This window comes from Rhodopirellula sp. SH410 (assembly GCF_055811895.1).
Genome location: NZ_CM147949.1, coordinates 7,213,249 through 7,237,085 on the forward strand (window position 1 = coordinate 7,213,249; position 23,837 = coordinate 7,237,085).

17 protein-coding genes are annotated in these 23,837 nt (G+C 58.3%); 8 read left to right on the plus strand and 9 right to left on the minus strand.

Annotation, left to right across the window (positions count from 1 at the left end):
* Positions 1–68 precede the first annotated feature (68 nt).
* Entirely contained in the window at positions 69–4,058 is a 3,990-nt protein-coding gene (locus tag SH410x_RS26465) for a PVC-type heme-binding CxxCH protein (RefSeq protein WP_473672318.1), read from the plus strand.
* Positions 4,059–4,128: 70 nt separating this feature from the next.
* Here SH410x_RS26465 and SH410x_RS26470 read toward each other — a convergent pair whose 3' ends face one another.
* Both SH410x_RS26470 and SH410x_RS26475 read right to left on the minus strand, forming a co-directional pair.
* Positions 4,129–4,593, minus strand: a complete 465-nt coding sequence (locus tag SH410x_RS26470; RefSeq protein WP_473672320.1) for a transposase — start codon at positions 4,591–4,593, stop codon at positions 4,129–4,131.
* Positions 4,594–4,825: 232 nt separating this feature from the next.
* Positions 4,826–5,275: a transposase gene (locus SH410x_RS26475; RefSeq protein WP_473672322.1), complete on the minus strand. Its 450-nt coding sequence runs from the start codon at positions 5,273–5,275 to the stop codon at positions 4,826–4,828.
* A 153-nt stretch (positions 5,276–5,428) separates the two neighbouring features.
* Between SH410x_RS26475 and SH410x_RS26480 the strand changes: the two genes are divergently transcribed.
* Positions 5,429–7,045, plus strand: a complete 1,617-nt coding sequence (locus tag SH410x_RS26480) for a transposase (RefSeq protein WP_473668332.1) — start codon at positions 5,429–5,431, stop codon at positions 7,043–7,045.
* A gap of 63 nt (positions 7,046–7,108) precedes the next feature.
* On the opposite strand, the gene SH410x_RS26485 is transcribed toward SH410x_RS26480, so the two are convergent.
* Positions 7,109–7,744 (minus strand): hypothetical protein, encoded by a 636-nt coding sequence (locus SH410x_RS26485; protein WP_473672324.1) that lies wholly within the window; start codon positions 7,742–7,744, stop codon positions 7,109–7,111.
* A gap of 264 nt (positions 7,745–8,008) precedes the next feature.
* Between SH410x_RS26485 and SH410x_RS26490 the strand changes: the two genes are divergently transcribed.
* The gene (locus tag SH410x_RS26490; protein ID WP_473672326.1) at positions 8,009–8,836 is read left to right on the plus strand and encodes a 3-keto-disaccharide hydrolase; all 828 of its coding nucleotides are present in this window, start codon (positions 8,009–8,011) and stop codon (positions 8,834–8,836) included.
* Between the two features lie 5 nt (positions 8,837–8,841).
* On the opposite strand, the gene SH410x_RS26495 is transcribed toward SH410x_RS26490, so the two are convergent.
* Positions 8,842–10,191, minus strand: a complete 1,350-nt coding sequence (locus SH410x_RS26495; protein ID WP_473672327.1) for a 3-keto-disaccharide hydrolase — start codon at positions 10,189–10,191, stop codon at positions 8,842–8,844.
* A 177-nt stretch (positions 10,192–10,368) separates the two neighbouring features.
* On the opposite strand from SH410x_RS26495, the gene SH410x_RS26500 reads away from it, so the two are divergent.
* Positions 10,369–10,779, plus strand: coding sequence for a hypothetical protein (locus SH410x_RS26500; RefSeq protein ID WP_473672329.1), 411 nt, complete (start codon positions 10,369–10,371; stop codon positions 10,777–10,779).
* A gap of 180 nt (positions 10,780–10,959) precedes the next feature.
* The gene (locus SH410x_RS26505; RefSeq protein ID WP_473672331.1) at positions 10,960–11,643 is read left to right on the plus strand and encodes an SGNH/GDSL hydrolase family protein; all 684 of its coding nucleotides are present in this window, start codon (positions 10,960–10,962) and stop codon (positions 11,641–11,643) included.
* Between the two features lie 259 nt (positions 11,644–11,902).
* On the opposite strand, the gene SH410x_RS26510 is transcribed toward SH410x_RS26505, so the two are convergent.
* The 3 genes from SH410x_RS26510 to acnA form a co-directional block, all read right to left on the minus strand.
* A complete protein-coding gene (locus tag SH410x_RS26510) occupies positions 11,903–12,943 on the minus strand; it encodes a hypothetical protein (protein ID WP_473672333.1) in 1,041 nt (346 codons plus the stop codon).
* A 74-nt stretch (positions 12,944–13,017) separates the two neighbouring features.
* The gene (locus tag SH410x_RS26515) at positions 13,018–14,442 is read right to left on the minus strand and encodes a DUF2254 domain-containing protein (protein ID WP_473672335.1); all 1,425 of its coding nucleotides are present in this window, start codon (positions 14,440–14,442) and stop codon (positions 13,018–13,020) included.
* Positions 14,443–14,689: 247 nt separating this feature from the next.
* Positions 14,690–17,395, minus strand: a complete 2,706-nt coding sequence (acnA, locus tag SH410x_RS26520) for an aconitate hydratase AcnA (protein ID WP_473672337.1) — start codon at positions 17,393–17,395, stop codon at positions 14,690–14,692.
* A gap of 122 nt (positions 17,396–17,517) precedes the next feature.
* On the opposite strand from acnA, the gene SH410x_RS26525 reads away from it, so the two are divergent.
* A complete protein-coding gene (locus SH410x_RS26525; RefSeq protein ID WP_473672339.1) occupies positions 17,518–19,080 on the plus strand; it encodes an aldehyde dehydrogenase (NADP(+)) in 1,563 nt (520 codons plus the stop codon).
* A gap of 23 nt (positions 19,081–19,103) precedes the next feature.
* Here SH410x_RS26525 and SH410x_RS26530 read toward each other — a convergent pair whose 3' ends face one another.
* The gene (locus tag SH410x_RS26530) at positions 19,104–20,456 is read right to left on the minus strand and encodes a S1C family serine protease (RefSeq protein ID WP_473672341.1); all 1,353 of its coding nucleotides are present in this window, start codon (positions 20,454–20,456) and stop codon (positions 19,104–19,106) included.
* A gap of 217 nt (positions 20,457–20,673) precedes the next feature.
* Here SH410x_RS26530 and SH410x_RS26535 point away from each other — a divergent pair, with 217 nt between their 5' ends.
* Positions 20,674–21,135: a cytidine deaminase gene (locus SH410x_RS26535; RefSeq protein ID WP_473672343.1), complete on the plus strand. Its 462-nt coding sequence runs from the start codon at positions 20,674–20,676 to the stop codon at positions 21,133–21,135.
* On the opposite strand, the gene SH410x_RS26540 is transcribed toward SH410x_RS26535, so the two are convergent.
* A complete protein-coding gene (locus SH410x_RS26540) occupies positions 21,132–22,601 on the minus strand; it encodes a hypothetical protein (RefSeq protein WP_473672345.1) in 1,470 nt (489 codons plus the stop codon). The genes SH410x_RS26535 and SH410x_RS26540 overlap by 4 nt on opposite strands.
* A gap of 314 nt (positions 22,602–22,915) precedes the next feature.
* On the opposite strand from SH410x_RS26540, the gene SH410x_RS26545 reads away from it, so the two are divergent.
* On the plus strand, positions 22,916–23,800 hold the full coding sequence (locus SH410x_RS26545; protein WP_473672347.1) for a YybH family protein: 885 nt from the start codon (positions 22,916–22,918) through the stop codon (positions 23,798–23,800).
* The last annotated feature ends 37 nt before the right edge of the window (positions 23,801–23,837 follow it).

Genomic DNA, 23,837 nt, shown 5'->3' on the forward strand with positions numbered 1-23,837 from the left:
AGCTTTCTCAGACGCTTCCGCCGTCGCCAAGCCCAAGGGCCCAGCCCCTCCTACCTTAAATGACTCGCATGTCTACGATTCGCCCTTGCTTGCGCTATGCGATTAGCGACCGTGCCGCCTCGTTTTCAATTCCCGTCGCAGCTGCATTGGCGTTCATCGCCTGTGCCCAGGCCGCGGTTATGTTCGGTGACCTGAGGGCCGCTGAACCGCCTGCGACGACGCCTAGCAGCGCCGAAGTTGGCAACCCCAACACGAGCCCTGACGATTCAATCCGGCTGGATGGAACCGCATTTCGCGAGAACGAATCGAACGCATCGCCGCCAAGCCGAACCAACGGGATTCCTTCGGCATCACCAGCGGAGGCCTTGCAGAAATTTAAGACACACGCGGGACTGGAAGTTCAGTTGGTCGCCAGTGAGCCGCAGATCGCTGACCCCGTGGCGATCGACTTCGGCCCCGATGGGACTCTCTGGGTTGTGCAAATGTCTGACTATGGACATGGGATCGAAGAGGAGTTTGCCCCCACGGGAGAAGTGCGGGTCCTGAAGGATGGTGACGGCGATGGATTCTACGAATCTTCGACCGTGTTTCTAGACGGGCTTCGATACCCAACGGATGTAAAAGTTTGGCAAGACGGCGCGCTGATCTGCGATGCGCCCAACATCCTCTTTGCACGCGACCGAGATGGAGACGGACGAGCGGAAACCAGCGAAGTGCTGTTCAGAGGATTTGCAACACACAATGGCCAGGCACGTGTCAACAGCCTGCGTTGGGGACTCGATAATTGGCTGTATGGCTCAGGCGGGTTGTTTGGTGGATCGATTTCAAACCAACAAGGTATCGTCGTGGATGTTTCCGGAAGAGACTTCCGAATCAAGCCCGATGCAGGAGTGATCGAACCGGTGACGGGGCGTAGCCAACAAGGCAGAACCCGCGATGATTTTGGCAACTGGTTTGGCTGTGACAACAGCAACCTGATCCGTCACTACCCGGTTGTCGATCGTTACCTGCAACGCAACCCATTCGTAGCGCCCCCGGCGACCTCGCTGAGTGTCCCTGCCGGAGAAAACGCGAACAAGCTATTTCCCGCGAGCGACTTGGTTCTGTTTCGACTGTCCGGGGCACCGGGGCGTGCGACGGCGGCCTGCGGGATCGGGATTTATCGCGACAACTATCTCGGGCTGGACTACAGCAACAATTCATTCACCTGCGAGCCGGTGAATCAATTGGTCTATCGACAGATCCTCCAGCAACAGGGGGCAACGTTTCGAGGGCATCGTGCAGCCGACGAACAAGACACCGAATTCTTAACCTCAAGTGACCGCTGGTTCCGGCCCGTTCAAGCCAGAACCGGTCCCGACGGTGGACTCTGGGTGGTGGACATGTATCGCTACGTGATCGAACACCCCAAATGGATCCCGGATGAAACCTTGGCCGATCTCGATGTGTTTGCCGGCCAGGGCATGGGACGAATTTATCGAGTTGTTCCCGCCACCCAATCCGCCCCAAGACAACCTTTATTGAGCCACCTGAACAATCAAGAATTAGCCAAAGCCATCGACTCAGACAATGGCGTCGTCCGCGATCTGGTTCACCAAATGCTACTGTGGCGTGATGCCAAGGATGCGAGCGAAGAACTACGGCACATTGCTCAGGCGAGCAAGAATCCTGCTGTCCGCGTCCAAGCCCTGGCCGCTCTTGACGGGCTCGATCGGTTATCAAGCGACGCAATCCTGTTCGCATTATCCGATTCCAACGCTGATGTCCGGCGGCATGCGACCCGAATGAGCGAGAGCGTTCTGACCCATCCCAAAGTTTCGACGGCCGTGCTTGAACTTGCCAACGACAATTCATTTGCCGTCCGAATGCAAGTCGCCAATTCGCTTGCCCTCATGCCATCCGTTGATGTGACCAGCCCATTGGCGAAACTCGCGACGGAATCAGACCCATATCTCCAATCCGCGGCACTCAGTTCTTTGACGCCCAACAACGTCGGCCGGATCGCTGAGCAAATACTGGCAGACGAAAACTCGCGTCGGCAGATCGGCCCTCAAGTGGTTGCGACGCTGGCGGGGATCGGAGATGGACCCGCAATTCAATCCGCCCTCAAGCAGATACTCAACCTCGAAGGAGAGTGGCAATGGTGGCAATTGGAGAGTTTTGCACAGTTACTCGACGGACTCGACCGTCGCGCCGCGATCGGTGAATTGGCGATTGTCCATCCCGCTGGCAACCCGTTGGGCAGCGACCCAGGATCCGCGAAGATCCAGATCGAAATTAAAGTGCCTCAGAAACAAGCGACTCGATCGATGTTTTCTGCTGCGCGAGAGCGGATTCTTGACCCAGGCATCTCAGACAGCCAGGCCGAGATCGCCTTAAAGCTGCTCGGGCGCAAGTTCGGTCCGGTTTCCCAAGGGTTGCTCGGAGCCGACGGCGCTCAGGATGAAATGGAACAGCCGCTCGAAACCTCCTCCGAAATCGCCCGATTGATTGACCTGCAGTTTTCGAACGATCGTCAGATCGCTGCGGTTCATGCCATCGGCCGACGTGGCAGCTCCGATGGCGGCAAGCTATTGCTCTCCTGCATGGGTTCCGCCACTCCCGACGTTCGCAGGGCACTCATTCGCACACTGCTCGGGCACCCCGATTGGGACGCGTCCACCCTATCAGGGCTGCAGTCCGGTGTTCTCTATGCGAGTGATTTTTCGGCGGATGATCGGCAACGCTTCATCGAACGCCAGTCTCCCGACACCCGCTCCTTGACCATGAAGTGGTTGGGGGATGGAACCGGAGGTGATCGAGAACGACTCGTTGCGCAATGGCTCGATGTTGCCGAACTTCCAGCGGATCCTCAGCGAGGAAAAGCTCTTTTTGAAAAGCACTGCAGCGTTTGCCACAAACTGGACGGCGTGGGACACGAAGTTGGCCCGGACCTATCCGCACTGACTTCTTTGTCCACCGACTTCCTACTGACGGCGATCTTGAACCCGAACCAGGACGTTGATGCTCGGTACCAGAATTACACAGCCCTCATGGACGATGGACACGTCGTGTCAGGTCAAATTGTCAGCGAAACGGCCTCCAGCGTCACGCTTTTAGAACAGGAAGCGAAGCAGCGGGTTCTACTGAGGAACCAATTGCAGGAATTGCATGCGACCGGAAAATCGGCGATGCCTGAAGGACTCGAGCAGAACATTCGCAAACAAGAAATGGCGAACATCCTGGCCTACGTTCAGGGCGCCGACTCGGAAGCCTATCAGCTGGCTCGCAAACTGATCGACGATCGGTTGGCACACGAACAGCGTGAAGCACTCATCGCAAAATGGCCCCAGTATTCGGCCCAGATGATTACGGCGTTAACATCCGACATGCCTGAAAACATGGAGGAACAATACCGCCGGATCCCGTGGATATGGCGAGTGGCGATTGCTGCGGGAAAGCGAAATCAGTCTGCCGAACTCCTGAACATTTTGGACGTCAGTCTGCCTCAACGAAATCAACCATTGGCTGACTGGCAGGCCGTGGTCCTGGGCGGTGGATTGATCAACGGAATCAGCCAAACAGGTGACTGGCCACTTGATCGTGTACTCCGTCTGGTCTCTGGCAACGGCCCGCTCGTTGCGCGTTGGAATCAAGCGATCTTGCAAGCCTCCGAGATGTCTGATGATGTCCAAGTTCGCTCAGGGACACGGTATGATGCGCTGCGCATGATCGCGATCGCTCCCTGGGCGACGCATGGCGAACAGTTGGCGGGCTATTTGGCGAATGCCGATGCTGAATTGCAACAGGGGGCCGTCAGTGGTCTGTCCGATATGCCGGCCGCCGAAGCGGGTCAAGCGATTCTCGCTGCCCTCCCAAACCTGAACCCGCCGAATCGAGCTCTGGCAATCGATGCCCTCCTACGAACCGTTCCTCGCATCGAGCGTCTGCTCGCCGCTATCGAAGCGGGTGACGTCAACGAGGACTGGCTGGGGGACGGCCGCATCAAACAATTGCGTCAACATGAAAATTCGGCGGTGCGTCAACAAGCAGCCGAAGCATTTCCAGATGGAGAGTAGCCGCCTTAGCAACGCGGGATCAATAACTGGCGTAGTGGATCTTGTTAAAGATCCATCCATAACAGGATCTTTAACAGACGCGACCGACATTAGGTAGCTTTGCTGCGAGCGACTTTTCTTGGTGGTGCATTGCCACCGCTCGAAGCAGATTCCAACCGGCCAGCTTCAGTAGGATCGAAAGCTTCACCGCATTGTGGCCGCGAACGCGGAGCCGACCCAAGCCCATCATTCGCTTGAGGCAACCGTTGGTCCCTTCGATACCCGACCGCCAACGGTAGCGATCGCGGAACTCGTCGCTCTGTTCGTGGCGACGACGCGCGTCGGCCCGAACCGCACTGCCGGTAAATTGAATGCGGCCGGTCGGCTGCGCGGTGTCCCGATTGCGTTGGACGCGGCAGTGTGCAAGCAGCGGACAGTGCTGGCACTTCTCGGGATCCATCTGTGCGAAAGTGTAGTCGCCTTTGGCGTTGTAGTTGGTCGACTCGGGAGCGTGACCAGCCGGGCAAGACTCCAGTTCACCGGCGCAGTTGGCCATCTCGCTAAGCAACGCGTGATCAATAACTGGCGTAGTGGATCTTGTTAAAGATCCATTCAGAACAGGATCTTTAACAGACGCAACCGACATTAGGTAGCTTTGCTGCGGGCGACTTTTTTGGGTGGTGCAAAAGTTTTTAGCCGAGGCCTCTCTCGAGGCCCTGGTTTGACTGTCGAGGAGTCGCAGGCTCTACATGAACCGTCGTCCTAGTCGCCTATTGCCCCTGTTCCTCCTAGTTGATGGCCAATTGGAGCGAATTCTTTCGCTGGCGGCGCATTGCCACCGCTCGAAGCAGATTCCAACCGGCCAGCTTCAGTAGGATCGAAAGCTTCACCGCATTGTGGCCGCGAACGCGGAGCCGACCCAAGCCCATCATTCGCTTGAGGCAACCGTTGGTCCCTTCGATACCCGACCGCCAACGGTACCTATCGCGGAACTCGTCGCTCTGCTCGTGGCGACGACGCGCGTCGGCTCGAACCGCACTGCCGGTAAATTGAATGCGGCCGGTCGGCTGCTCGGTGTCCCGATTACGTTGAACGCGGCAGTGTGCAAGCAGCGGACAGTGCTGGCACTTCTCGGGATCCATCTGTGCGAAAGTGTAGTCGCCTTTGGCGTTGTAGTTGGTCGACTCGGGAGCGTGACCAGCCGGGCAAGACTCCAGTTCACCGGCGCAGTTGGCCATCTCGCTAAGCAACGCGTGATCAATAACTGGCGTAGTGGATCTTGTTAAGACGCGCCCGACAAAAGTCTCATGCTACCGGCTTCTTTCGTGGGCGAGATGCGTTACCTTTTGCTGTCTGGATTTAGCTTTTTTCTTCGAGTGGTCGGTTAGTCAGTGAAAACCATCGAACTACCTACGCAGCAAAGACTTTTCGACCCGTTCGAGGGCGTCATCGGCCCCATGGGGCGAAAGATGATTGACAACGGATGGCAGGGCCTCCTTCGCGACGTGCTCTTGGAGCAGATGCCCATCGGCCTCGTCGGTGAGCATCTCAGTGACGATCAAGGACGACCAACCTTTGAGTTGCACGCGATCATCGCGCTCCTCTGGATCCGTGACTTTCAAGGTTGGACTGTCCCCCAGGCCCACGAAGCACTGCTGTTCCGAACCGACATCCAGTACGCACTGAACTTGGAGCCAAGCACCGAAGTCACTCAGCGAACCATTGAACGCTACATCGCTCGAATGCAAAGCAACGAGAAGATCAGTGAGGAGATCTTCGCAGGCGTTACCGACACCCTGCTGCAAAGCATGGAAGTCAAAGTCAAAAAACAGCGTCTCGATTCCACCCATGTGCTCAGCGACATGGCCACCCTGGGACGCGCCCAAATGATCGGCGTGGCCCTGCGGCGGTTCTTCAAGAAAGTCGAAAAGCACGACGCTCAGTCTGGTTCGGCTAGGCTGATCGACCGATTTGACGACGAGCTTTTGGCCCGCTACCGCAAGCAATCCGACAGCCGAATCTTTGGCGACGCACGCACTACCGAACAGCGGAAAATTGCGTTGCAGCAAGCCGCCGAAGACCTCTGCTTAATCCTCAATGAATTAACCGAAACCAAACCGATCTGCGACTGGGACTCCTTCAAACAACTGCAAACGATCTTTAACCAGCAGTGCGAACTTCGGGAAGAATTCGTCGAAGTTCGCAAGAAAACCGGCGGCCATGTGATCGTCAATCCGTCGGATCCCGACGCGACCTACAGCGGTCACAAAGGAGCCGGATACCAGGTTCAAATCGCCGAGACGTTCAACGAAGACGGCGAGCCGAACTTGATTACTTCGGCCAAAGTCGAAACCGCTGCGGACAACGACGCCGATGCGGTCTCGCCGGTGTTGGAGGACTTGAAAAAGCGGGATGTCATGCCAGACGAACTGCTGGCTGATACCGCTTACGGTGGCGACGCCAACGTCGAGTCGGCTAAGCAAGAAGGCGTCGAATTGGTCGCTCCGGTGCCAGGCTCGAAGAAGTACGATGCTGATGAAATCGGCTACGACCAATTCAAGCTCAACTGCGCCGGTGAACTGGAGTCTTGCCCGGCTGGTCACGCTCCCGAGTCGACCAACTACAACGCCAAAGGCGACTACACTTTCGCACAGATGGATCCCGAGAAGTGCCAGCACTGCCCGCTGCTTGCACACTGCCGCGTTCAACGCAATCGGGACACCGAGCAGCCGACCGGCCGCATTCAATTTACCGGCAGTGCGGTTCGAGCCGACGCGCGTCGTCGCCACGAGCAGAGCGACGAGTTCCGCGATAGGTACCGTTGGCGGTCGGGTATCGAAGGGACCAACGGTTGCCTCAAGCGAATGATGGGCTTGGGTCGGCTCCGCGTTCGCGGCCACAATGCGGTGAAGCTTTCGATCCTACTGAAGCTGGCCGGTTGGAATCTGCTTCGAGCGGTGGCAATGCGCCGCCAGCGAAAGAATTCGCTCCAATTGGCCATTAACTAGGAAAAACAGGGGCAATAGGCGACTAGGACGACGGTTCATGTAGAGCCTGCGACTCCTCGACAGTCAAACCAGGGCCTCCAGAGAGGCCCCAGCTAAAAAATTTTGCACCACCAAAAAAAGTCGCCCGCAGCAAAGCCACCTAATGTCGGTTCCGTCTGTTAAAGATCCATCCAGAACAGGATCTTTAACAAGATCCACTACGGTAAACCCGTCACTTATTGTTCCTGGTATTCTAAGCACATGGGTGGAATCGAGACGCTGTTTTTTGACTTTGACTTCCATGCTTTGCAGCAGGGTGTCGGTAACGCCTGCGAAGATCTCCTCACTGATCTTCTCGTTGCTTTGCATTCGAGCGATGTAGCGTTCAATGGTTCGCTGAGTGACTTCGGTGCTTGGCTCCAGGTTCAGTGCGTACTGGATGTCGGTTCGGAACAGCAGTGCTTCGTGGGCCTGGGGGACAGTCCAACCTTGAAAGTCACGGATCCAGAGGAGCGCGATGATCGCGTGCAACTCAAAGGTTGGTCGTCCTTGATCGTCACTGAGATGCTCACCGACGAGGCCGATGGGCATCTGCTCCAAGAGCACGTCGCGAAGGAGGCCCTGCCATCCGTTGTCGATCATCTTTCGCCCCATGGGGCCGATGACGCCCTCGAACGGGTCGAAAAGTCTTTGCTGCGTAGGTAGTTCGATGGTTTTCACTGACTAACCGACCGCTCGAAGAAAAAAGCTAAATCCACACAGCAAAAGGCAACGCATCTCGCCCACGAAAGATGCTGGTAGCATGAGACTTTTGTCGGGCGCGTCTGTTAAAGATCCATCCAGAACAGGATCTTTAACAAGATCCACTACGGTAAACCCGTCACTTATTGTTCCTGATGTCCTTAGGGGAACTTGTTTGTCGCTTGTGCCGCTGCGACAATGGAACATTCCCCATTCGATATCGTCTTATTGTTGAAATCACGAATGTCACCCGCGTTGTACCCGATGCCTTTCTCACGTGTTGCCTGTTTCCTTTTGCTTGCGACAGTATCCCTGTCTGTGCATGGCCAAGACTCCCAGGCGATTGTCGATCCGTCGCCCGCAACGACAAACGCTGGCCTCGGCGACCCAACCAGCCTGAGCGACGAGGAACGTTCCAAGGCGTTTGTGTCCTTGTTCGATGGAGAGACATTCAACGGATGGACTCAGACGGGCAACTGGGAGATCGAGGAGGGTGCGTTCCATCGCGCTGCTGACGGCGGCCCGTTGACATACGATCAGCAAACAGTTCCCAACGATTTTGAGCTGCGTTTTGATTGGAAAGTATCACCCGGCTGCAACAGTGGCATCTATTACCGACCGGGGCAGGTTGAGTATCAGGTCCTCGATAATATTGGCAGCCCCTATGGTGAGAACCCGCGTCAGGCGGCAGCATCGCTATTCTTTTGTATGGCCCCCTCCAAGGATGCGACCCAGCCAGTGGGGCAATGGAATTCCGCCCGGGTGATCTGCAAGGGGTCCGTGATCCAGCACTGGCTCAACGGTGAGAAGGTACTCGATTTTGATTACACGGACCCGAAGTGGGCTGCGATGGTGGAGCTGCTCACGATCCGCGGCGGCGACCTCACGGGGCGTGGTGGCAAGCTCTGGCTACAGGATCATGGCCATCCCGTTTGGTTTCGCAATCTTCGCTGGCGAGCGATCCCAGCCGACGAGGAACTGAAGCCATCGGCCAGCTTCGAGCCCATGCCGATCCCTGGACCGGCCCTTGCCAAAGAACGGGCGCGCGTGCAACGCATGCTGGGGCAATGAGCCTTTTATTGACGAACCGGTTCTAAAACTTCGATGCTACGAAAGTCGATTTCAAGGTTTTGATTGCCGTGCAGTTGCAAGGCGATCGTGCCGGCATCAGCCAGATCGTCGACGACAAAATCAGCGGCGAGACAATCGTTCAAATGTGTCACGATGCGTTTGCCGTGTACCGAGACGACCATCGTTTGCCAGGGTGCGGTCGTAGGTTCGGCCGCCGCAGGCTTGTCCGTCGTGGATTCAGCGGGTGCTTGAGCCTTGAGACCTGCGCCGGAGACACCTTGGCGGGCCAGGTTCCATCGCGCGGCGACGACGTCGCGGCGATCCGGCGGAAATCGCGTATCGAGATAGTGCAGTGGCTTGGCAATCCACCCCTTGCCGCCGGTTTGATACAGACCGCCCACCGCATCGGAGTTATCGATCTCGCACTGGACGCCGGCCACGAAGGGGTTGGCAGCAGTGATTTTGCTGCGGACAAAGAAGCCACTGTTGCCTTCGGTGAACCGATAAACGATTCGGAACGTGGCGTTGGCGAATGGCCGCGTGCAGTACAGCAGCCCGTTCGGTTCGTGTGCCTCGATGCTGGCGCGGCCCTGCAGGACGCCATCGACGACGGTCCAGGTGCCACCACCGACGGATTTCCAACCCGGGATGATCTCACCCTCGGGCGCGGGCTCGCTGGCGATCTCGGCGTTGAAAAGGGGCACCCAATGATGCTTGCCGATCTCGCGGACGGTCAGATTGCGAAATCGCACCATCTGCCCTTTCTCACCATGGTGCTGTAGTCCGATCCGACCGCCCAGATCAACGGGGTCGAAGTAGTCGGTCGTCGGCACCTCATTGACGAAGAACTGGAGGTGGTTGCCCACGCAGCGGATCCGGTAGCGGTTCCAGCGATTTCGATCAAAAGCGGCCTGCGCGTCAGGTTGCTTCCAAAGTGGATTGAGCCATTGTCGCCGGCCCTCGTCGTACAACCCGCCCGACCACCGGCGCTCCGTTGGGTCGGCTTCGGCCTGGTAGCCGTAGACGCGGTTCGGTTCGACCTGGCCACGAGCCATGAACCCGCTATTGGATTTGCCTTCGGGGAGTTTGATTTCGCCTTCGAACTCGTAATCGTTAAAAACTTGGTCGGTGACCAAGAAGTATTTTCGCTCACCCGTCAGGTGAAGTTCGCCATCGACCACTTGCGTCTCCCCCCATTCATAGGGATTACTCCAGCCCGTGATTGATTTCCCATCAAAAAGTGGCTTGCGTGCCGGTGCGGTCGCTGATTTTGTCTTGATCTGTGCGGCTGCTGGTGGCGGATCATCCGCCTGAGCGATCGGTATCGCGAGGCAAATGAGCGTGGCGGCCGGCATAGCGAACGAGCAAACGACAAGAAATTGCTTGAAATTCCGAAGAAAACCGTATCGAATGGGTTTCCGAGACCGAGAATTCATATTTCAACAGGCGAGAGAATAGGGCGAGGTGGTGACGACCGAGAGACTAGTATAATCTCCGAGTCTATCTGTTCCGAACCTCCCTTCTGCGTGGCAATGCCAAATAATCATAAGCAATCCCGAAATCGCGGCACCGAGCCCACGGGCGGCAACTCCACTGGCCCGAGTCACCGGTATCTTGCGGGGCTGGCGGCTGCAGCCTGCCTGTTAGCCGCTGCGGTCGCCAGGTTCAGCGGCGGACTCGAGCAACTCTCGGGATCGGCTTCAGCGAGTGGTTTCATGATCGCATCGATGACTCGCATCGGGCTGGTTTTCGGTGCGATTTGGTTCGCCTGGGACTCCCTGAAACGCCCCGCTCGATGGTTCCCCCCCGGGCTTGCGGTCCTGGGAGTGGTCGCCATCGTCGCTGTCGCCGCCCAACCTAAATTGATCATTGCCGCACTGCCACTGTTTGGCTTCGTCGCGGTGCTAACGTCGGTCCTGAGATTTTTCCGCCGTGAATCGTGAACGGCAGGTGCAGCCGTTCCTCACCACTCATCCGATTATCCTGTTCAAAAATCCCTTGCCGCGGCGCCGATCGATTGCCTGGTGGCGGCGGCATCACCCCAGCACGCTGGCCCTGAGACGAGCGAAAACCGCTTGGGAACCACTCCATTCAACCACTCCACGCCCAGACTGATGACTGCTATGAAGCCACTGTTTTTCGCTTTGCTGACCGCTGCGTTGTTCTCCCGTTCGCTACCCGCCGAGGATCCGGTTCGGGAGCGAATTGAATGGATCGACATCTGGGTCACCGATGCCGACAAAGACGACCTGCCTCGGGTTCTGTTCGTCGGCGATTCGATCACGCGAGGATACTTTGGGGCCGTTGAGAAGCACCTCAGTGGCAAGGCTTACTGTGCTCGATTGACAACGTCCAAATGCATATCCGACCCAACGTTTATTGACGATCTTGATTCATTGCTGAAACAATACAAATTCGCTGTCATTCATTTCAACAACGGTCTCCACGGTTGGGGATACAGCGAAGATCAGTACAGGGATGGTTTGCGTCAGACGGTCGCTGCCCTCAAGGAACATGCCCGCGACACCGAGCTCATTTGGGCAACATCCACTCCCATTCGCAACAAGGGCGACCTGCAGCAAACCAGTGAACGGACCGAGCGCGTCACGGCAAGAAACGATATCGCGGCCGAGATCATGAAATCGGCGGGTGTTCCGACGGACGACTTATTCGGACTCGTCCAACATCATCCCGATTGGCACTCGAGCGATGGAGTTCACTTCAATGGAACAGGGAATGCAGCCATGGCGACACAAGTAGCCGAAAGCGTGGCGGAGCGATTACCTTTCGCGACCGCGAATGAATAGACCGAATCGCTACGTTCGCCGGGACGTGGAGCCCACGCTTTGGCGAGCGTAGCGACCTTGAATTCGACGCGTTGGATTGTCTCGCTGTCGCTTCCAACGGCGACCCGTCATTGAACGTGGGTCAGATGTCGCTGCAATCACCGCCAGCACTTCACGGGCACTCATGCTTGCGATCGCCGAACGCGTGCCGCGATATCCAGGGTGCACGCGGGGGGGCGGTGCCCCACGCGGTAAAACGAAAAAGCTGCCGCGTGGGCGCTTAGAGCGACAACTTCATAATCGGTGCCAAGATCTGTTTCAGCCTGGCATCCTGGGTGGATCTTCCAGCCGTCATCGCCGTTGCTTGCAGCTGTCGCAGCGCCGCACGGGCAGCTGGGATTCTCTCGCTCGCCTGGACGTGGGAATAGGTCCACTGATTGGCTTCGAGGCGGAACTGAACCCAGCGCGAGTCAGCATGGTCACCCGAGCTCGCAGTCTCGGGCTGCGGCGTGGTCGTGTAATCGTCCATCTGAATCCGCCGGAGCAGCCCCGCGGTCACGGCGGGGTCGACCTTGGGCTTCTTCGCGAGTTCGCGTTCGGCCTTAGCACGCGCGCTCGACTTTTCTCGATCAACTTCCCGCTCAATGTCGTCGAGTTGGCCACTGTAGACCTTCGACGCATCGACTGGCATCGGGGCATCCGAGAGATAGCTCCCACCGGGGCGATAGTCGCCATGGTCGTATATCGAGCCAGCACTGTAGGGGAGCGTATCGGACAACGTCTGCCCAGCTCGCTCGCTCACCCGGTTGGACAGAGTCGGCAGGGGCTTGAGCGGATTGGCCGCGGCAGCCTCGGCCTCGCCTCGCGCACGAGCAGCCGCCATCTTCTCCGCCATGATGTCTCGGGTCGATGGCGTGCCATCGTCGCTGCTAGGAGCGGCAGCTAAGTCGGCAACAGGGGCGACGGGCTCAGCAGCCGGTGCCCCGCTGCCAGCATCGCTCTTTTTGTGCGACCAACCGAATTGCTCGAGCGATTTAATGATTTGCTGGGATTGCTCAGCGAGCTGCTGCAGCGATTCCTGAGCGGGCGACCCCGCCCCGTCACTCTGAGCCTGGCTGAGTGCGTCCGTAGCCAGTTTCCGAGTCAGGCTCGCGTCACTCCAAACGACTCCGGCCAACGCCCAGTCACTGATCCCACTGGGGCTCGAGTCACTGGCCTGAGCTGGCCCCGATGATGCATCCTGGCCGACTGCCAGGGGCAAGGGGACGGCCACCACAGCGGCAAGGCAGGTACTCAGTAACAGGCTACGCTTTGGACTCATCGAAACTCTCCGCAAGGTGGTGGACTAGAGAGGCTCAGTTTAATGCAAGCGGAGTACCAATGCGACAATCTTTGTCACCGAATCCACTGGCCCGTTTTCCGGGCTCGCTCGCGCCGGTCGGCATCGGCCCAAAGTCGCAGCACCTCGCGATATCTGCGGGAAATCAAACCGAGAGTCCGCCTGTCGCTCTGGGACTGCTCGCAGGCGCGGCGGAGCGCACAGGCATGCCGGGCGAGCAATCGACGATCCTGCGGGCGGGTTACCTGCAGAGTCAGGTTGCCAAGCATCTCCATCATCGTGACAGACGCATTGCGATCCGCGGCCACGTACGGGCGCAGCTGGTCAAACACGAGCGAGGCGAATGCGGCGAAGGTGACTGGCGCGGCCACCATCCGCAGCCTCCCCTCGTCGTCGTAGCGAGCCGATGCGGGCAGCTCCCGATCGGCGAGCGCCTCGAGTGCCGATTGCAGCCACTGCAGGCAGCTGATTGCGGTAAACGGATCATTCACACCCGGCGACAACGCCCGCATCGCGACCTCCACCAACTGATTGACCAGAAATCGCAGGTCTTGTGATGCCGAACGCTGGGCACCGCTGATGAACAGGGACGCCAATTCTCGCCCGAGATCTTCATCGATTCGATCACGAGGTGACGCTAGCATGAGCACGGTTGACGCTGTGACAAAGTCGCCGGGGCTGGGCTGCACATGCAAGACCAAGTCGTGCTTCTGGGCGATCTTGATCAGCGCGTCGCCATCGATGTACTGCAAATAACCGGTTCCCCTCGAGCATACCTGAGCGGCGGACTCATCGAACATCGGCGGCAGCAGCGAAACGCGATCATCATCGCACTCGGTATCGCGGGAGGCACCGACTCGTGCAGGATACTGGCCCTCGATCGCGTGATCGAGTTGCCGCCCCACGTTCGCAATGATATTGGAAACGTGAATCGTCTCGGGGATGTGATGAATGTAAAAAATCAACACGCCGACACTCGCGATCGCCATCAACACGCCCACGATCACTGAGAGATGAGGCACAAATGCGGACGCCAAGTCCATGGAACGGTCCGCCCCTGGTGGTAGCGATTCAGCATTGCGAACCGTGCGCAGCACCATCAGACAGTACAAAAACGTCGCGATGAACACTCCCAGCGTGAACTGGTTGGCCTTGTCGGCCATGAAGTTATTGAGCAACCGCGGCCCAACCTGCGTCGTGGCAGAAGAAATCGAGAGGATGGTCATCGAAAACGTCACGCCCGCCACGGTAATCATCGACCCGGCTACCGTTGACAACACCGCACGGGCTCCCGCGGGCTGATTCGCGTTGAGCCAATCGATTTTGCTCATCCAATCCGACCCGATACGGCCATCGATGGTCGTGGTGACCAAGGCCAACAAGATCGAGCCGATCGCCATCAACGAGGGAACAAACCAATAACTATTGCGCACCTTCTCGGATAGCGGGACGAGCCAGGCACGCATTGAAAGTTCGTTCATGAAGGCAACGCTAGTCGTTGGAACCAAGCGGAAACGTTAGTCGCCTTACGCTCCGCGAAAGCTGCGGAGAGACCACGCGATCACCAACCGAAAGACGAACCCAATGAAAGACGAACCCAATGAACGCGTCGAATCAACATCGCCACCGAATGAACGTCGCCCTCGAATCTCCATCGCCACCGTCGCCAGAGGGTGGAGTCCCCGTTCTGGCGAGCGCGGTGACACGCTGGATTCACGTCGCTATCGGTTAGCCACGCAGGTTTCGCAGAACGGTCGGCAGGATGCCACCGTTGCGGTAGTACTGCAACTCCACAGGCGTGTCGATACGGACGCGGCAAGCGAATTCCATCTTCTCGCCGTCCGGTTTCGTGGCGATCACGTTGATCAAGGAACGCGGCTGGAGATCGTTGGAGAGGTCTACGATATCGAAGGTTTCCTCACCGGTAATCCCCAGGGATTCCCAGGTCGAGTCATCGGCGAACTCCAGCGGCAGCACACCCATACCGACCAAGTTGCTACGGTGGATCCGTTCGAAACTCGCGGCGATGACGACCTTGACGCCCAGCATCATGGTGCCTTTGGCGGCCCAGTCGCGACTGCTGCCAGTACCGTACTCAGTCCCCGCCAACACAACCAATGGCACGTTGTCGGCTTGATACTTCATCGACGCGTCATAAATGCTCATCACTTCGTTGGTCGGCAGGTAACGCGTCACGCCGCCTTCGGTGCCGGGGGCGAGTTGATTGCGAATGCGGATATTGGCAAACGTACCACGCACCATCACGCGGTCGTTACCACGGCGTGAACCGAACGAGTTGAACTCACGGACGGGTACGCCGTTCTCCTGCAGGTAGCGTCCGGCGGGCCCATCAGTGGCAATCGCACCGGCAGGAGAAATATGGTCGGTTGTGACCGAATCATTCAGCAACGCCAGCACACGGCCGCCCGTGATCGGGCCGATATCGGGGACAGCGTCGCCGGTGACTCGATCGAGGAATGGTGGATGGTGGATATAGGTGCTCTCTTCACGCCATGGGTAGAGTGCACCGCCAGCAATTTCGATCGCGTTCCACAGCTCGTTGCCCTTGACGGCGGCATCGTATTCCTTGGTGAACATCTCCGGCTTGATACATTCGGCGATGGTTTCGCGAATCTCGTCGGCCGTCGGCCAGATATCGCTCAGGAACACGTCCTTGCCCTCGCTGTCTTGGCCGAGCGGTTCGGTGACCAGGTCAATGTCTGTGGTCCCCGCCAGTGCGTAGGCGACCACTAACGGTGGACTGGCCAAATAGTTGGCTCGCGTCAACGGATTGACGCGGCCTTCAAAGTTGCGGTTACCGCTGAGTACCGCCGACGCAACCAAGTCACCTTCTTTGATCGCTTTGGCTACCGCTTCAGGCAACGGGCCCGAGTTACCGATGCAAGTCGTGCAACCGTAACCAACCGTGTTGAATCCGAGTTGATCGAGCGATTCGGTCAGTCCCGCGCGATTGAGGTAATCCGTCACCACACGCGAACCGGGTGCCAGCGATGTTTTGACATGCGAGGCAACTTTCAGCCCTCGCTCAACCGCCCGCTTGGCGACCAAGCCAGCACCGATCATGACGGACGGGTTGGAAGTATTTGTGCAGGACGTGATCGCGGCGATCACGACAGCGCCGTGGGTGATCTCGCTGCTGTGCCCGTTGTCGGACACCTTGGCAACCTGTTTCAGCGCTGCCGATGACAATCCAAATCCAGATTTGCCGACGGGGGCAGTCAGCGATTTTTCGAACTCGCGTTTCATCTCCGAAAGCGCAATGCGATCTTGCGGGCGTTTCGGCCCCGCCATGCTCGGCACGACGGTCGACAGGTCGAGCGAGAGTGTTTTGGTGTAGTTGAGCTTGGGACCATCATCGTAGTGGAACAGGCCTTGCTCTTTGCAGTACCGCTCGACGAGTTCGACGTGCTGCTTGGTACGCCCGGTCTGCCGCAGATACTGCAGCGTGACATCGTCGACAGGGAAGAATCCCATCGTCGCTCCGTACTCGGGTGCCATGTTTGCGATCGTAGCCCGGTCGGCGACACTCATCGCATTCATGCCCGCCCCGAAGAACTCGACAAACTTGCCGACGACGCCTTCATTGCGGAGAATTTCAACGACCCGCAACACCATGTCGGTCGCGGTCGCTCCGGCGGGGATCTCGTTGGTCAACTCAAATCCGATGACTTCTGGCATCAGCATGTAGAGTGGCTGGCCGAGCATATTCGCTTCGGCCTCGATGCCGCCCACACCCCAGCCCAAGACGCCGAGACCATTGATCATCGTCGTGTGTGAATCGGTACCCACCAAGGTGTCCGGCACTGCGACGGGCCCGTGTTCGTCCTTCGAAATCGCGACCACACGGGCGAGATATTCCAGGTTGACCTGGTGAACGATGCCGACATTGGGTGGCACGACGGTGAAGTTATCGAATGCATTTTGGCCCCAACGCAAGAACTCGTAGCGTTCCTTGTTCCGCTCGAATTCCATTTCAACATTGCGGATCAATGCGCCTTCGCTGCCGAAAAAATCGACTTGAACAGAGTGGTCAATGACCAAGTCGACAGGGATCAGTGGGTTAATTTTGTTCGGATCGCCACCGATTCGTTGCATCGCCGAGCGCATCGCAGCGAGGTCCACGACGGCGGGCACGCCAGTAAAATCCTGTAAAACGACGCGGTAGGGCTTGAAGGGCACTTCGTGCGGCGCCACCGCTGTGGCCTGCCAACCCGCCAGATTCTTGACGTCATCTTGCGAGATTTGAAAATCATCACAATTTCGCAGAACGGCTTCTAACAGCACACGTATTGAAAACGGCAACCGGTCGATCTGCCCCAAGCCCTGTTTCTGCAATGTATCGAGTCGATACAGGGCAGCCTTGCCCGAGCCGGTTTCGAACTGTTCGCGTGCACCGAATAAATCCGCAGTCACTGGATGGTTTCCTTCGTAGAATGTCAAAAGCTAGCGTCTTGGCCTGAGTTTAGCAGCGATTGGCCGCAATGTCTTCTAGCCATACTCCTCACAGTCCGTTTTCCCCAAGGAACGAACGCACGATGATCGAAAAACCCCACGATAGGGACTTCTTCCACGCCTTTAACGCGGCGACGGGCGAGCCGGTTTCACCCGGTTTCTCCGAAGCGAGCGGCATGGAAATCGACGCCACTGCTGACGCTGCTGCACAGGCTTCGCAGTGGCTCGCCGAGTGCCCACCGGAGCGCCGTGGAGCACTGCTCGACCGCGTCGCCGAGCGGATGAGCGAGCGTGAACAGGAAATTGTCGAACGATGTGTGCTCGAAACGGGCTACCTGCCCGAACGGGTGATCGGTGAGTTCCAGCGAGCCCATGCGCAGCTGCAACTCTTCGCGGAATTGACGCGGCAGACTTGGTGGGATCAGCGGCAGATCGATCCCGCCGACCCCAACCGTTCGCCCGCTCCGGGTGTCGTCCGGCCACGCCCGGAGATGCGACGGAGGCTCGTTCCGGTCGGTCCGGTCGCGGTATTCGGCGCGTGCAATTTCCCATTGGCGATCTCAGTCCTCGGCAACGATTTCGTCGCCGCCATTGCCGTGGGCTGCCCGGTCATCGTCAAGTCACACCCGTCGCACCCCGGCACCTGCGACCTGCTCGGCCAAGTCGTTACCGATGCGGTGCAGGAACTCGGCTTCCCCGCAGGCACGTTTGCCCTCCTGCATGGTCGGCGTCCGGAAACGTCGCGGCGACTCGTGGAGCATCCGGCGATCGCAGCAGTCGGATTCACCGGCAGCCCCGGCGGCGGACGCGCCCTCGCCGAAGTCGCCTTGAAACGCCCGCAACCGATTCCGATCTTTGCCGAACTGGGCAGCACCAATCCAGTCTTCTTGGCCGCCGACGCGATTGAGAATCACTGTGAGTCGATTGCCTCCGGGTTCGCTCAATCGCTGCGATTCGGCAACGGTCACATGTGCACCAAGCCAGGCGTGTTGGTTATGCTCGATCGGCAGAGCGAACCGTTCATCGAGCACGTCGTCAGCGTGATGTCGCAGCAATCACCACTGCCGCTGCTGAACGGTTCGATTGCTGAGGCATTCGACCAAAGCATCGCCACGTACCGTTCCACGCCCGGGGTGCGAACACTCTTCGACGGCGGACGGGGCGGCGTGGGTGACGGCCCTTGGCATCGGGGACCACACTGGTTCGCGACCGACGCCACGACCGCAATCGGAAACCAGAAGTTGCACCGCGAGGGACTGCTCCACTGTGAAACGTTCGGCCCTGCATCGTTGTTGGTTTGCTGCCACGACGAAGAAGAGATGCTCGCCGTCGCCCGGCAATTCAACGGTTCACTGACAACGACCCTGCACGCTGACCCAGGCGATGTCGATTTCACTGCCCGATGGCTGCCCATCGCCGAACAGTTCGCGGGTCGAATCGTTCACAACGGGTGGCCGACCGGCATGGAAATCGGGCCTGCGACCCAGCACGGAGGCCCCTACCCAGCGAGCCTGGACGGCAACAGCACCTCGGTCGGATACGCGAGCCTGCGGCGATTCGTCCGCCCGGTCTGCTACCAAAACTGGCCCGCCGACCAACTCACCGCCACCGGCGACTGGACCCATGCGTCGGGCCCGATTGAGTAGAGTCCGTGGCGGGCGCACAGTCCCTACTCCGCCGGCGTTTCAGAGTCGACGGCGGTGGGGTCTTCCAGGGGCGCCAGCACAATCTGCTTGGTCAGCTCTTTGCCGTCTCGCTGAATCTTGATGTCCTGGGTTGACCCAACCGGCTGCTGCTCGACGGCTTGCTGCAACGCATTCATCCGCCGCACCCGTTGGCCGGCGAACTCCAGGATCACGTCCATGCTCTTGAGTCCCGCCGCGTCAGCGGCTGAATCTTTGATGACCTGGTAGACGAGCACGCCGAGATAGGTTGGCAGGTCGACTTTCTTCGCGAGTTTCGGGTTCAGTTCGGCCAACCGCACCCCCATCGCGGCCCGGCGCACCCGCTGGAACTCCGCCAACTCGCGGGCGATCCAATGAGCCTGATTGATGGGGATGGCAAAGCCGATGCCCTGGTAGCCGCCGTTGCGGGTGGCGATTGCCGTGCTGATCGCGATCACCTCGCCGTCGAGGTCGACCAGCGGACCGCCCGAGTTGCCCGGATTGATCGCCGCATCGGTTTGAAACAGTCGCCCGCGACGGATTTTGCTGATACTGCGATGCTTGGCACTGATGATCCCTGCACACACCGTCGCTTCGAGCTTGAAGGGACTGCCAATGGCGAGTACCCAATCACCGATTTCGATGGGGTCAGAATCGCCCATGGTCGCCATCGCCAACTCGTGTTCGCTGGACAACTGCAGTACGGCGATATCACTGTCGGGGTCACCGTAGACATTTTCGGCGACCAATTCGCTCTCGTCGGGAAACTGCACCACCACTCGCTTGGCATCGGCAATGACGTGATTATTGGTCATCACCCAATAGGTCTTCGCAGCGGTATCGGACGTCGACGATTCACTGGCGGGCATCAGGTCAACGACGACGCCGGAGCCCAATCCGGTCAGGTGGTAGCCTTCGTCGGCGGTTTCAGGGGGCGGGGCGGGGCCGAAGGTTTCGTCATCGGGTGGCGTGTTTTCGCCATCCCCGGGAGCCGCGCCCTGGGTGCTGGATTGCGGAGCGTTTTGGCCATAGGAATAAACGGTCACCACCGCTGGTGTGGCCTCGCGAGCGGCATAACGAAACGCCTCGGACAAGGCTCGCGCATCACTCTTGAAGATCTTTTCCTGCGCGGTTTCCTTCTCCTCAGCCTTGCTTGCGACTTGGGGCGTCGGCGTGGTCTCGGCAGGTCGGGGGGACGGGCTACCTTGACCAGGTGTCTCAGCGGCGTCTGCCGATGCGCTCGGCAAAGTAACAATCTCTTGCGCCGTCGTGGCCACGGGCCAGGCGAGTGAGAGAACGAGAACAAAAGTGAGTGCCGAGGGAACTCGGCAAGCGATCGTTGGGCGGATTAGCAGCATGGACTCGATTTCTCGGAGCGTCAAATATGGAACTCAGGCTGTACGGATTCTAAGGGATCAACCGCCTTTCCGGATAGGTTCGCAGCCGGAAAAGATGGCTCGCCGGACGTTATTGAAAGCCGCTCGCCTCTCCAGGAGGATTGCCAGGTGGTTGAAAATGGTTACTCTAGGGGTGCCATGAAGGCGGAATCGACTCCTCTCGTTCAGACTGCTATCTATGTCCAGCATCTCCGCACGCCCCTCTCATTTAATGGCAGCTCTCGAGCACGACGCCCCGACTGACGACGAAGTTGTGCGGATGGTGCAGGCGGCGATTTCAGCACGCAATCATGCCTACGCGCCCCATAGTCATTTCTATGTGGGGGCCGCCGTGCTGCTGCACGATGGCCGGATCATTGAAGGGTGCAATGTCGAGAACGCCAGCTTTTCGTTGACGCAGTGTGCCGAACGCGTCGCCGTGACCACCTCGGTGGCCGAGGGCTACCGAAACTTTCGCGCCATCGCCATCGCCAGCGTCGGGGGCGCGATGCCCTGCGGTGCCTGCCGGCAGGTTCTCGCTGAATTTGGGATGGACGTGTTTGTCTACACCGTCGATGTCATCGACGGTGAACAAAAGATGCGGCGTCTCTCCGAGTTGCTACCCGATGCGTTTTCCAACACCGACCTGACCTCGCATTAGAACTGAATCTGGTACTTGTCGGTCATGGCTCGACGGATCTCAGCGGTCAGCTTGTCGATTTGGGAGAGCACGTTTTTGTAGTCGGCGTAGGCGTTGCCGCGGGTTTGGGCGTCCGTGACGGCTTGATAGTCCGACGTCGAATTGGGGTTGTAGTAACCACTGCTGGAAAAGCCTGCACCGCCGCCGTAGAAGCCGCCGCGATAACCGCCCACATTGTAGGAAGTGCTGCTCTGCAACGACTCGTTCGCCTTGATCTTTCCGGCTTGGATGTTGCCCTGACGGACGGTCAAGGCGTTGCCCCGCAGTAGGCTGGCGACATCGCTGCCGAACTGCACCATTACCGGATCGACATTGAGGGTCCCCATCTCATCCAACTGCCGAGCTTGCTGGTCGTTCCATTTCGCCATCCCGCCAGTCGTCTGGGATTTGTGTTTGCGAATTTGCTCAATGCGTTTGGTGACTTCGTCAAAGTAGTGTTTGGTCGTGTAGGCGATCCGGTCGGTTTCACTGCCGGGTGAATCGGTGAGGGTGACGAGTTTTTGCGAAATGTCATCGGCCGCACCGAGCAGGCTAAAGATGTTCAACAGGCCGGTCAGCGATGCTTCGGAAATGGGTCCTTGGAAGGACAACCGATTGCCTTCGACTTTCGGTTTCCATGTCAAGACTTCCGGGGCGGCGGTTCCGCTGCGTTCGAGGATCTCCGCCAACAGCTCACTGGCGATGGGCTTCAAGCTGGACGGTGACTTCGCGAAATCGATCGTCAGGATGCACTGCGACAGGCTCTCCCGGCCAATAATCACGCTGATCCCCCGCACACTGGCGAGGATCCCGGCAACGGTCTTGGGCTGCTGTGCTTGCAGCGACTCAAAGTTTTTGAGTTTTGCTTCGAGCGGTACGGCGGAGACGATATTGCTCAGTTCCGCGGCGAACATCATCGACAGATACGATTCGGGCTGGGACGAAATTTTCGCGAGGTAGCTGGAGTCACTGACCGCGCCGCCAGGTGTGATCCAACGGCCCAGCAACGAGCGATCGGCAGGTCGCAAGAATCCGAGGCGATTGCCCTTGAGCGGCACCAAGTAGGTTTGCCGCGGCGACCAGACCGTATCGTGGCCCACGATCGTGTCGACATAGCCCGACACGGTCGATGCTAATTTTTCGGCATCGACAGGCGACTTGATCATCGCGTAGCCGGCTTCCCAACGGGGATGCAAACTAACGAAGTCCAAATCCGAGATCAGCCACAATTCCTCAATGTTTTCGGTCACTCGCGTCGACAGTTCGGCGTCCTTGGTCAGCTGATTCAGGGAGGGAACATTGACGTACAGGACCGCGTTGGCGGGTGCCGGCGAGCGTTCGAGCAGAGTAGCAAGTTTCTGTTCCTGACCTTGGGCAAGGCTGGGCAGGCTGGTGAGGGCTGAGACCACCACCGATAGCGAGAGAACGCAGGACTGAATAGATGTCATGAGGAGAGCCAACTTCAAAAGGCGGATGATTTCAGAGTGAGAGTTCCGATAACTCAGCAGGTTCAACCACACGGTCGTGAGGACGGTGGCGGACGTCAAAACGACTAATCTAATCGAAATAACAACCGACAGCGCCACCTGTATTTCAGGATTTCCTCGATCGTGACGATTTCCTCGGCCGTGAAGGAACGCGGCGGCTGACACCGCCGAGATCAAGATCGCTGGAATGTCGACGATGTTTTTGATTCGTGCCCAGAGTTGGTTAGGATATATTCGTTCGAGAATTAGTTTACGTTTCGATAAAAGGCTTTGTGATGCGATTTCGAATGGTACGGTACTGGATCGTCGCGGCAATGTTGTTGGGAATGTGCACACCGACGCCCGCCGCTGCGGAGGACACCGAGGTACGCGATGCGATCATGGAGTATGTGGCAGCATTCAATGCCAAGGACGCCAGCACGCTCGCCAAGATGTGGACCGAAGACGCGTCGCACATCGATCACGAACTGATGGAAACAACCACCGGCCGCGACCAGATCATGGCTGATATCGAGGCGGCCTTTGCCCAGCCTGACGATATCAAGCTATCCGGAAATATTGATTCCATTCGCATGATCACCGCGGGGGTGGCCAAAATCACCGGCGAGGTCGGCGTGACGATCAGCGACCAAGAACCCTCATCGAATCGCTACTCGGCGATCCTCGTCGAGAACGGTGGCGTGTGGCAAATCGATTCCATGGAAGAAATGCCCGTACCGAAACCGTTGTCGAGCGCCGCGGCCCTGTCGCCACTGAATTGGTTGATCGGCGATTGGCAGGACGCAACGGCTGAAGATCCGGTTCACACGCATGTGCACGAGGCCATCGGTGGTGCCTTCCTGATTCGCGCCTGCACGAGCGAGTCGTCTCAATCCACCCAAATCATTGGCTGGGATGCCCGTGCGGGAGAAATTCATTCATGGACGTTCAACAGTGATGGGTCGCACGGCGAAGGAACCTGGACTCAGAACGGCGACGACTGGCTGCTTCGCACCATGCAGATTCTCGCTGATGGCCGAGTGGCTTCGGGCACGTATGTGATCCACCGCGAAAATGATGATGAGTTTACGATCAAATTGATGGGCCGAGAGATTGATGGTGAACCCCAACTGCCGAGCGACCCGGTAACCGTTCGACGCCTGCCGGTAGCAAGCAATTGATCATAAACCAGTCTGAGCGAGGGCCCGCCCCACCCAA

Coding starts and splice junctions, on each gene's coding strand:
- SH410x_RS26465 (WP_473672318.1), top strand. CDS start 69: ATGTCTACGATTCGCCCTTGCTTGCGCTATGCGATTAGCGACCGTGCC.
- SH410x_RS26470 (WP_473672320.1), bottom strand. CDS start 4,593: ATGGCCAACTGCGCCGGTGAACTGGAGTCTTGCCCGGCTGGTCACGCT.
- SH410x_RS26475 (WP_473672322.1), bottom strand. CDS start 5,275: ATGGCCAACTGCGCCGGTGAACTGGAGTCTTGCCCGGCTGGTCACGCT.
- SH410x_RS26490 (WP_473672326.1), top strand. CDS start 8,009: ATGTCACCCGCGTTGTACCCGATGCCTTTCTCACGTGTTGCCTGTTTC.
- SH410x_RS26495 (WP_473672327.1), bottom strand. CDS start 10,191: ATGCCGGCCGCCACGCTCATTTGCCTCGCGATACCGATCGCTCAGGCG.
- SH410x_RS26500 (WP_473672329.1), top strand. CDS start 10,369: ATGCCAAATAATCATAAGCAATCCCGAAATCGCGGCACCGAGCCCACG.
- SH410x_RS26505 (WP_473672331.1), top strand. CDS start 10,960: ATGAAGCCACTGTTTTTCGCTTTGCTGACCGCTGCGTTGTTCTCCCGT.
- SH410x_RS26510 (WP_473672333.1), bottom strand. CDS start 12,943: ATGAGTCCAAAGCGTAGCCTGTTACTGAGTACCTGCCTTGCCGCTGTG.
- SH410x_RS26515 (WP_473672335.1), bottom strand. CDS start 14,442: ATGAACGAACTTTCAATGCGTGCCTGGCTCGTCCCGCTATCCGAGAAG.
- SH410x_RS26525 (WP_473672339.1), top strand. CDS start 17,518: ATGATCGAAAAACCCCACGATAGGGACTTCTTCCACGCCTTTAACGCG.
- SH410x_RS26530 (WP_473672341.1), bottom strand. CDS start 20,456: ATGCTGCTAATCCGCCCAACGATCGCTTGCCGAGTTCCCTCGGCACTC.
- SH410x_RS26535 (WP_473672343.1), top strand. CDS start 20,674: ATGTCCAGCATCTCCGCACGCCCCTCTCATTTAATGGCAGCTCTCGAG.
- SH410x_RS26540 (WP_473672345.1), bottom strand. CDS start 22,601: ATGACATCTATTCAGTCCTGCGTTCTCTCGCTATCGGTGGTGGTCTCA.
- SH410x_RS26545 (WP_473672347.1), top strand. CDS start 22,916: ATGCGATTTCGAATGGTACGGTACTGGATCGTCGCGGCAATGTTGTTG.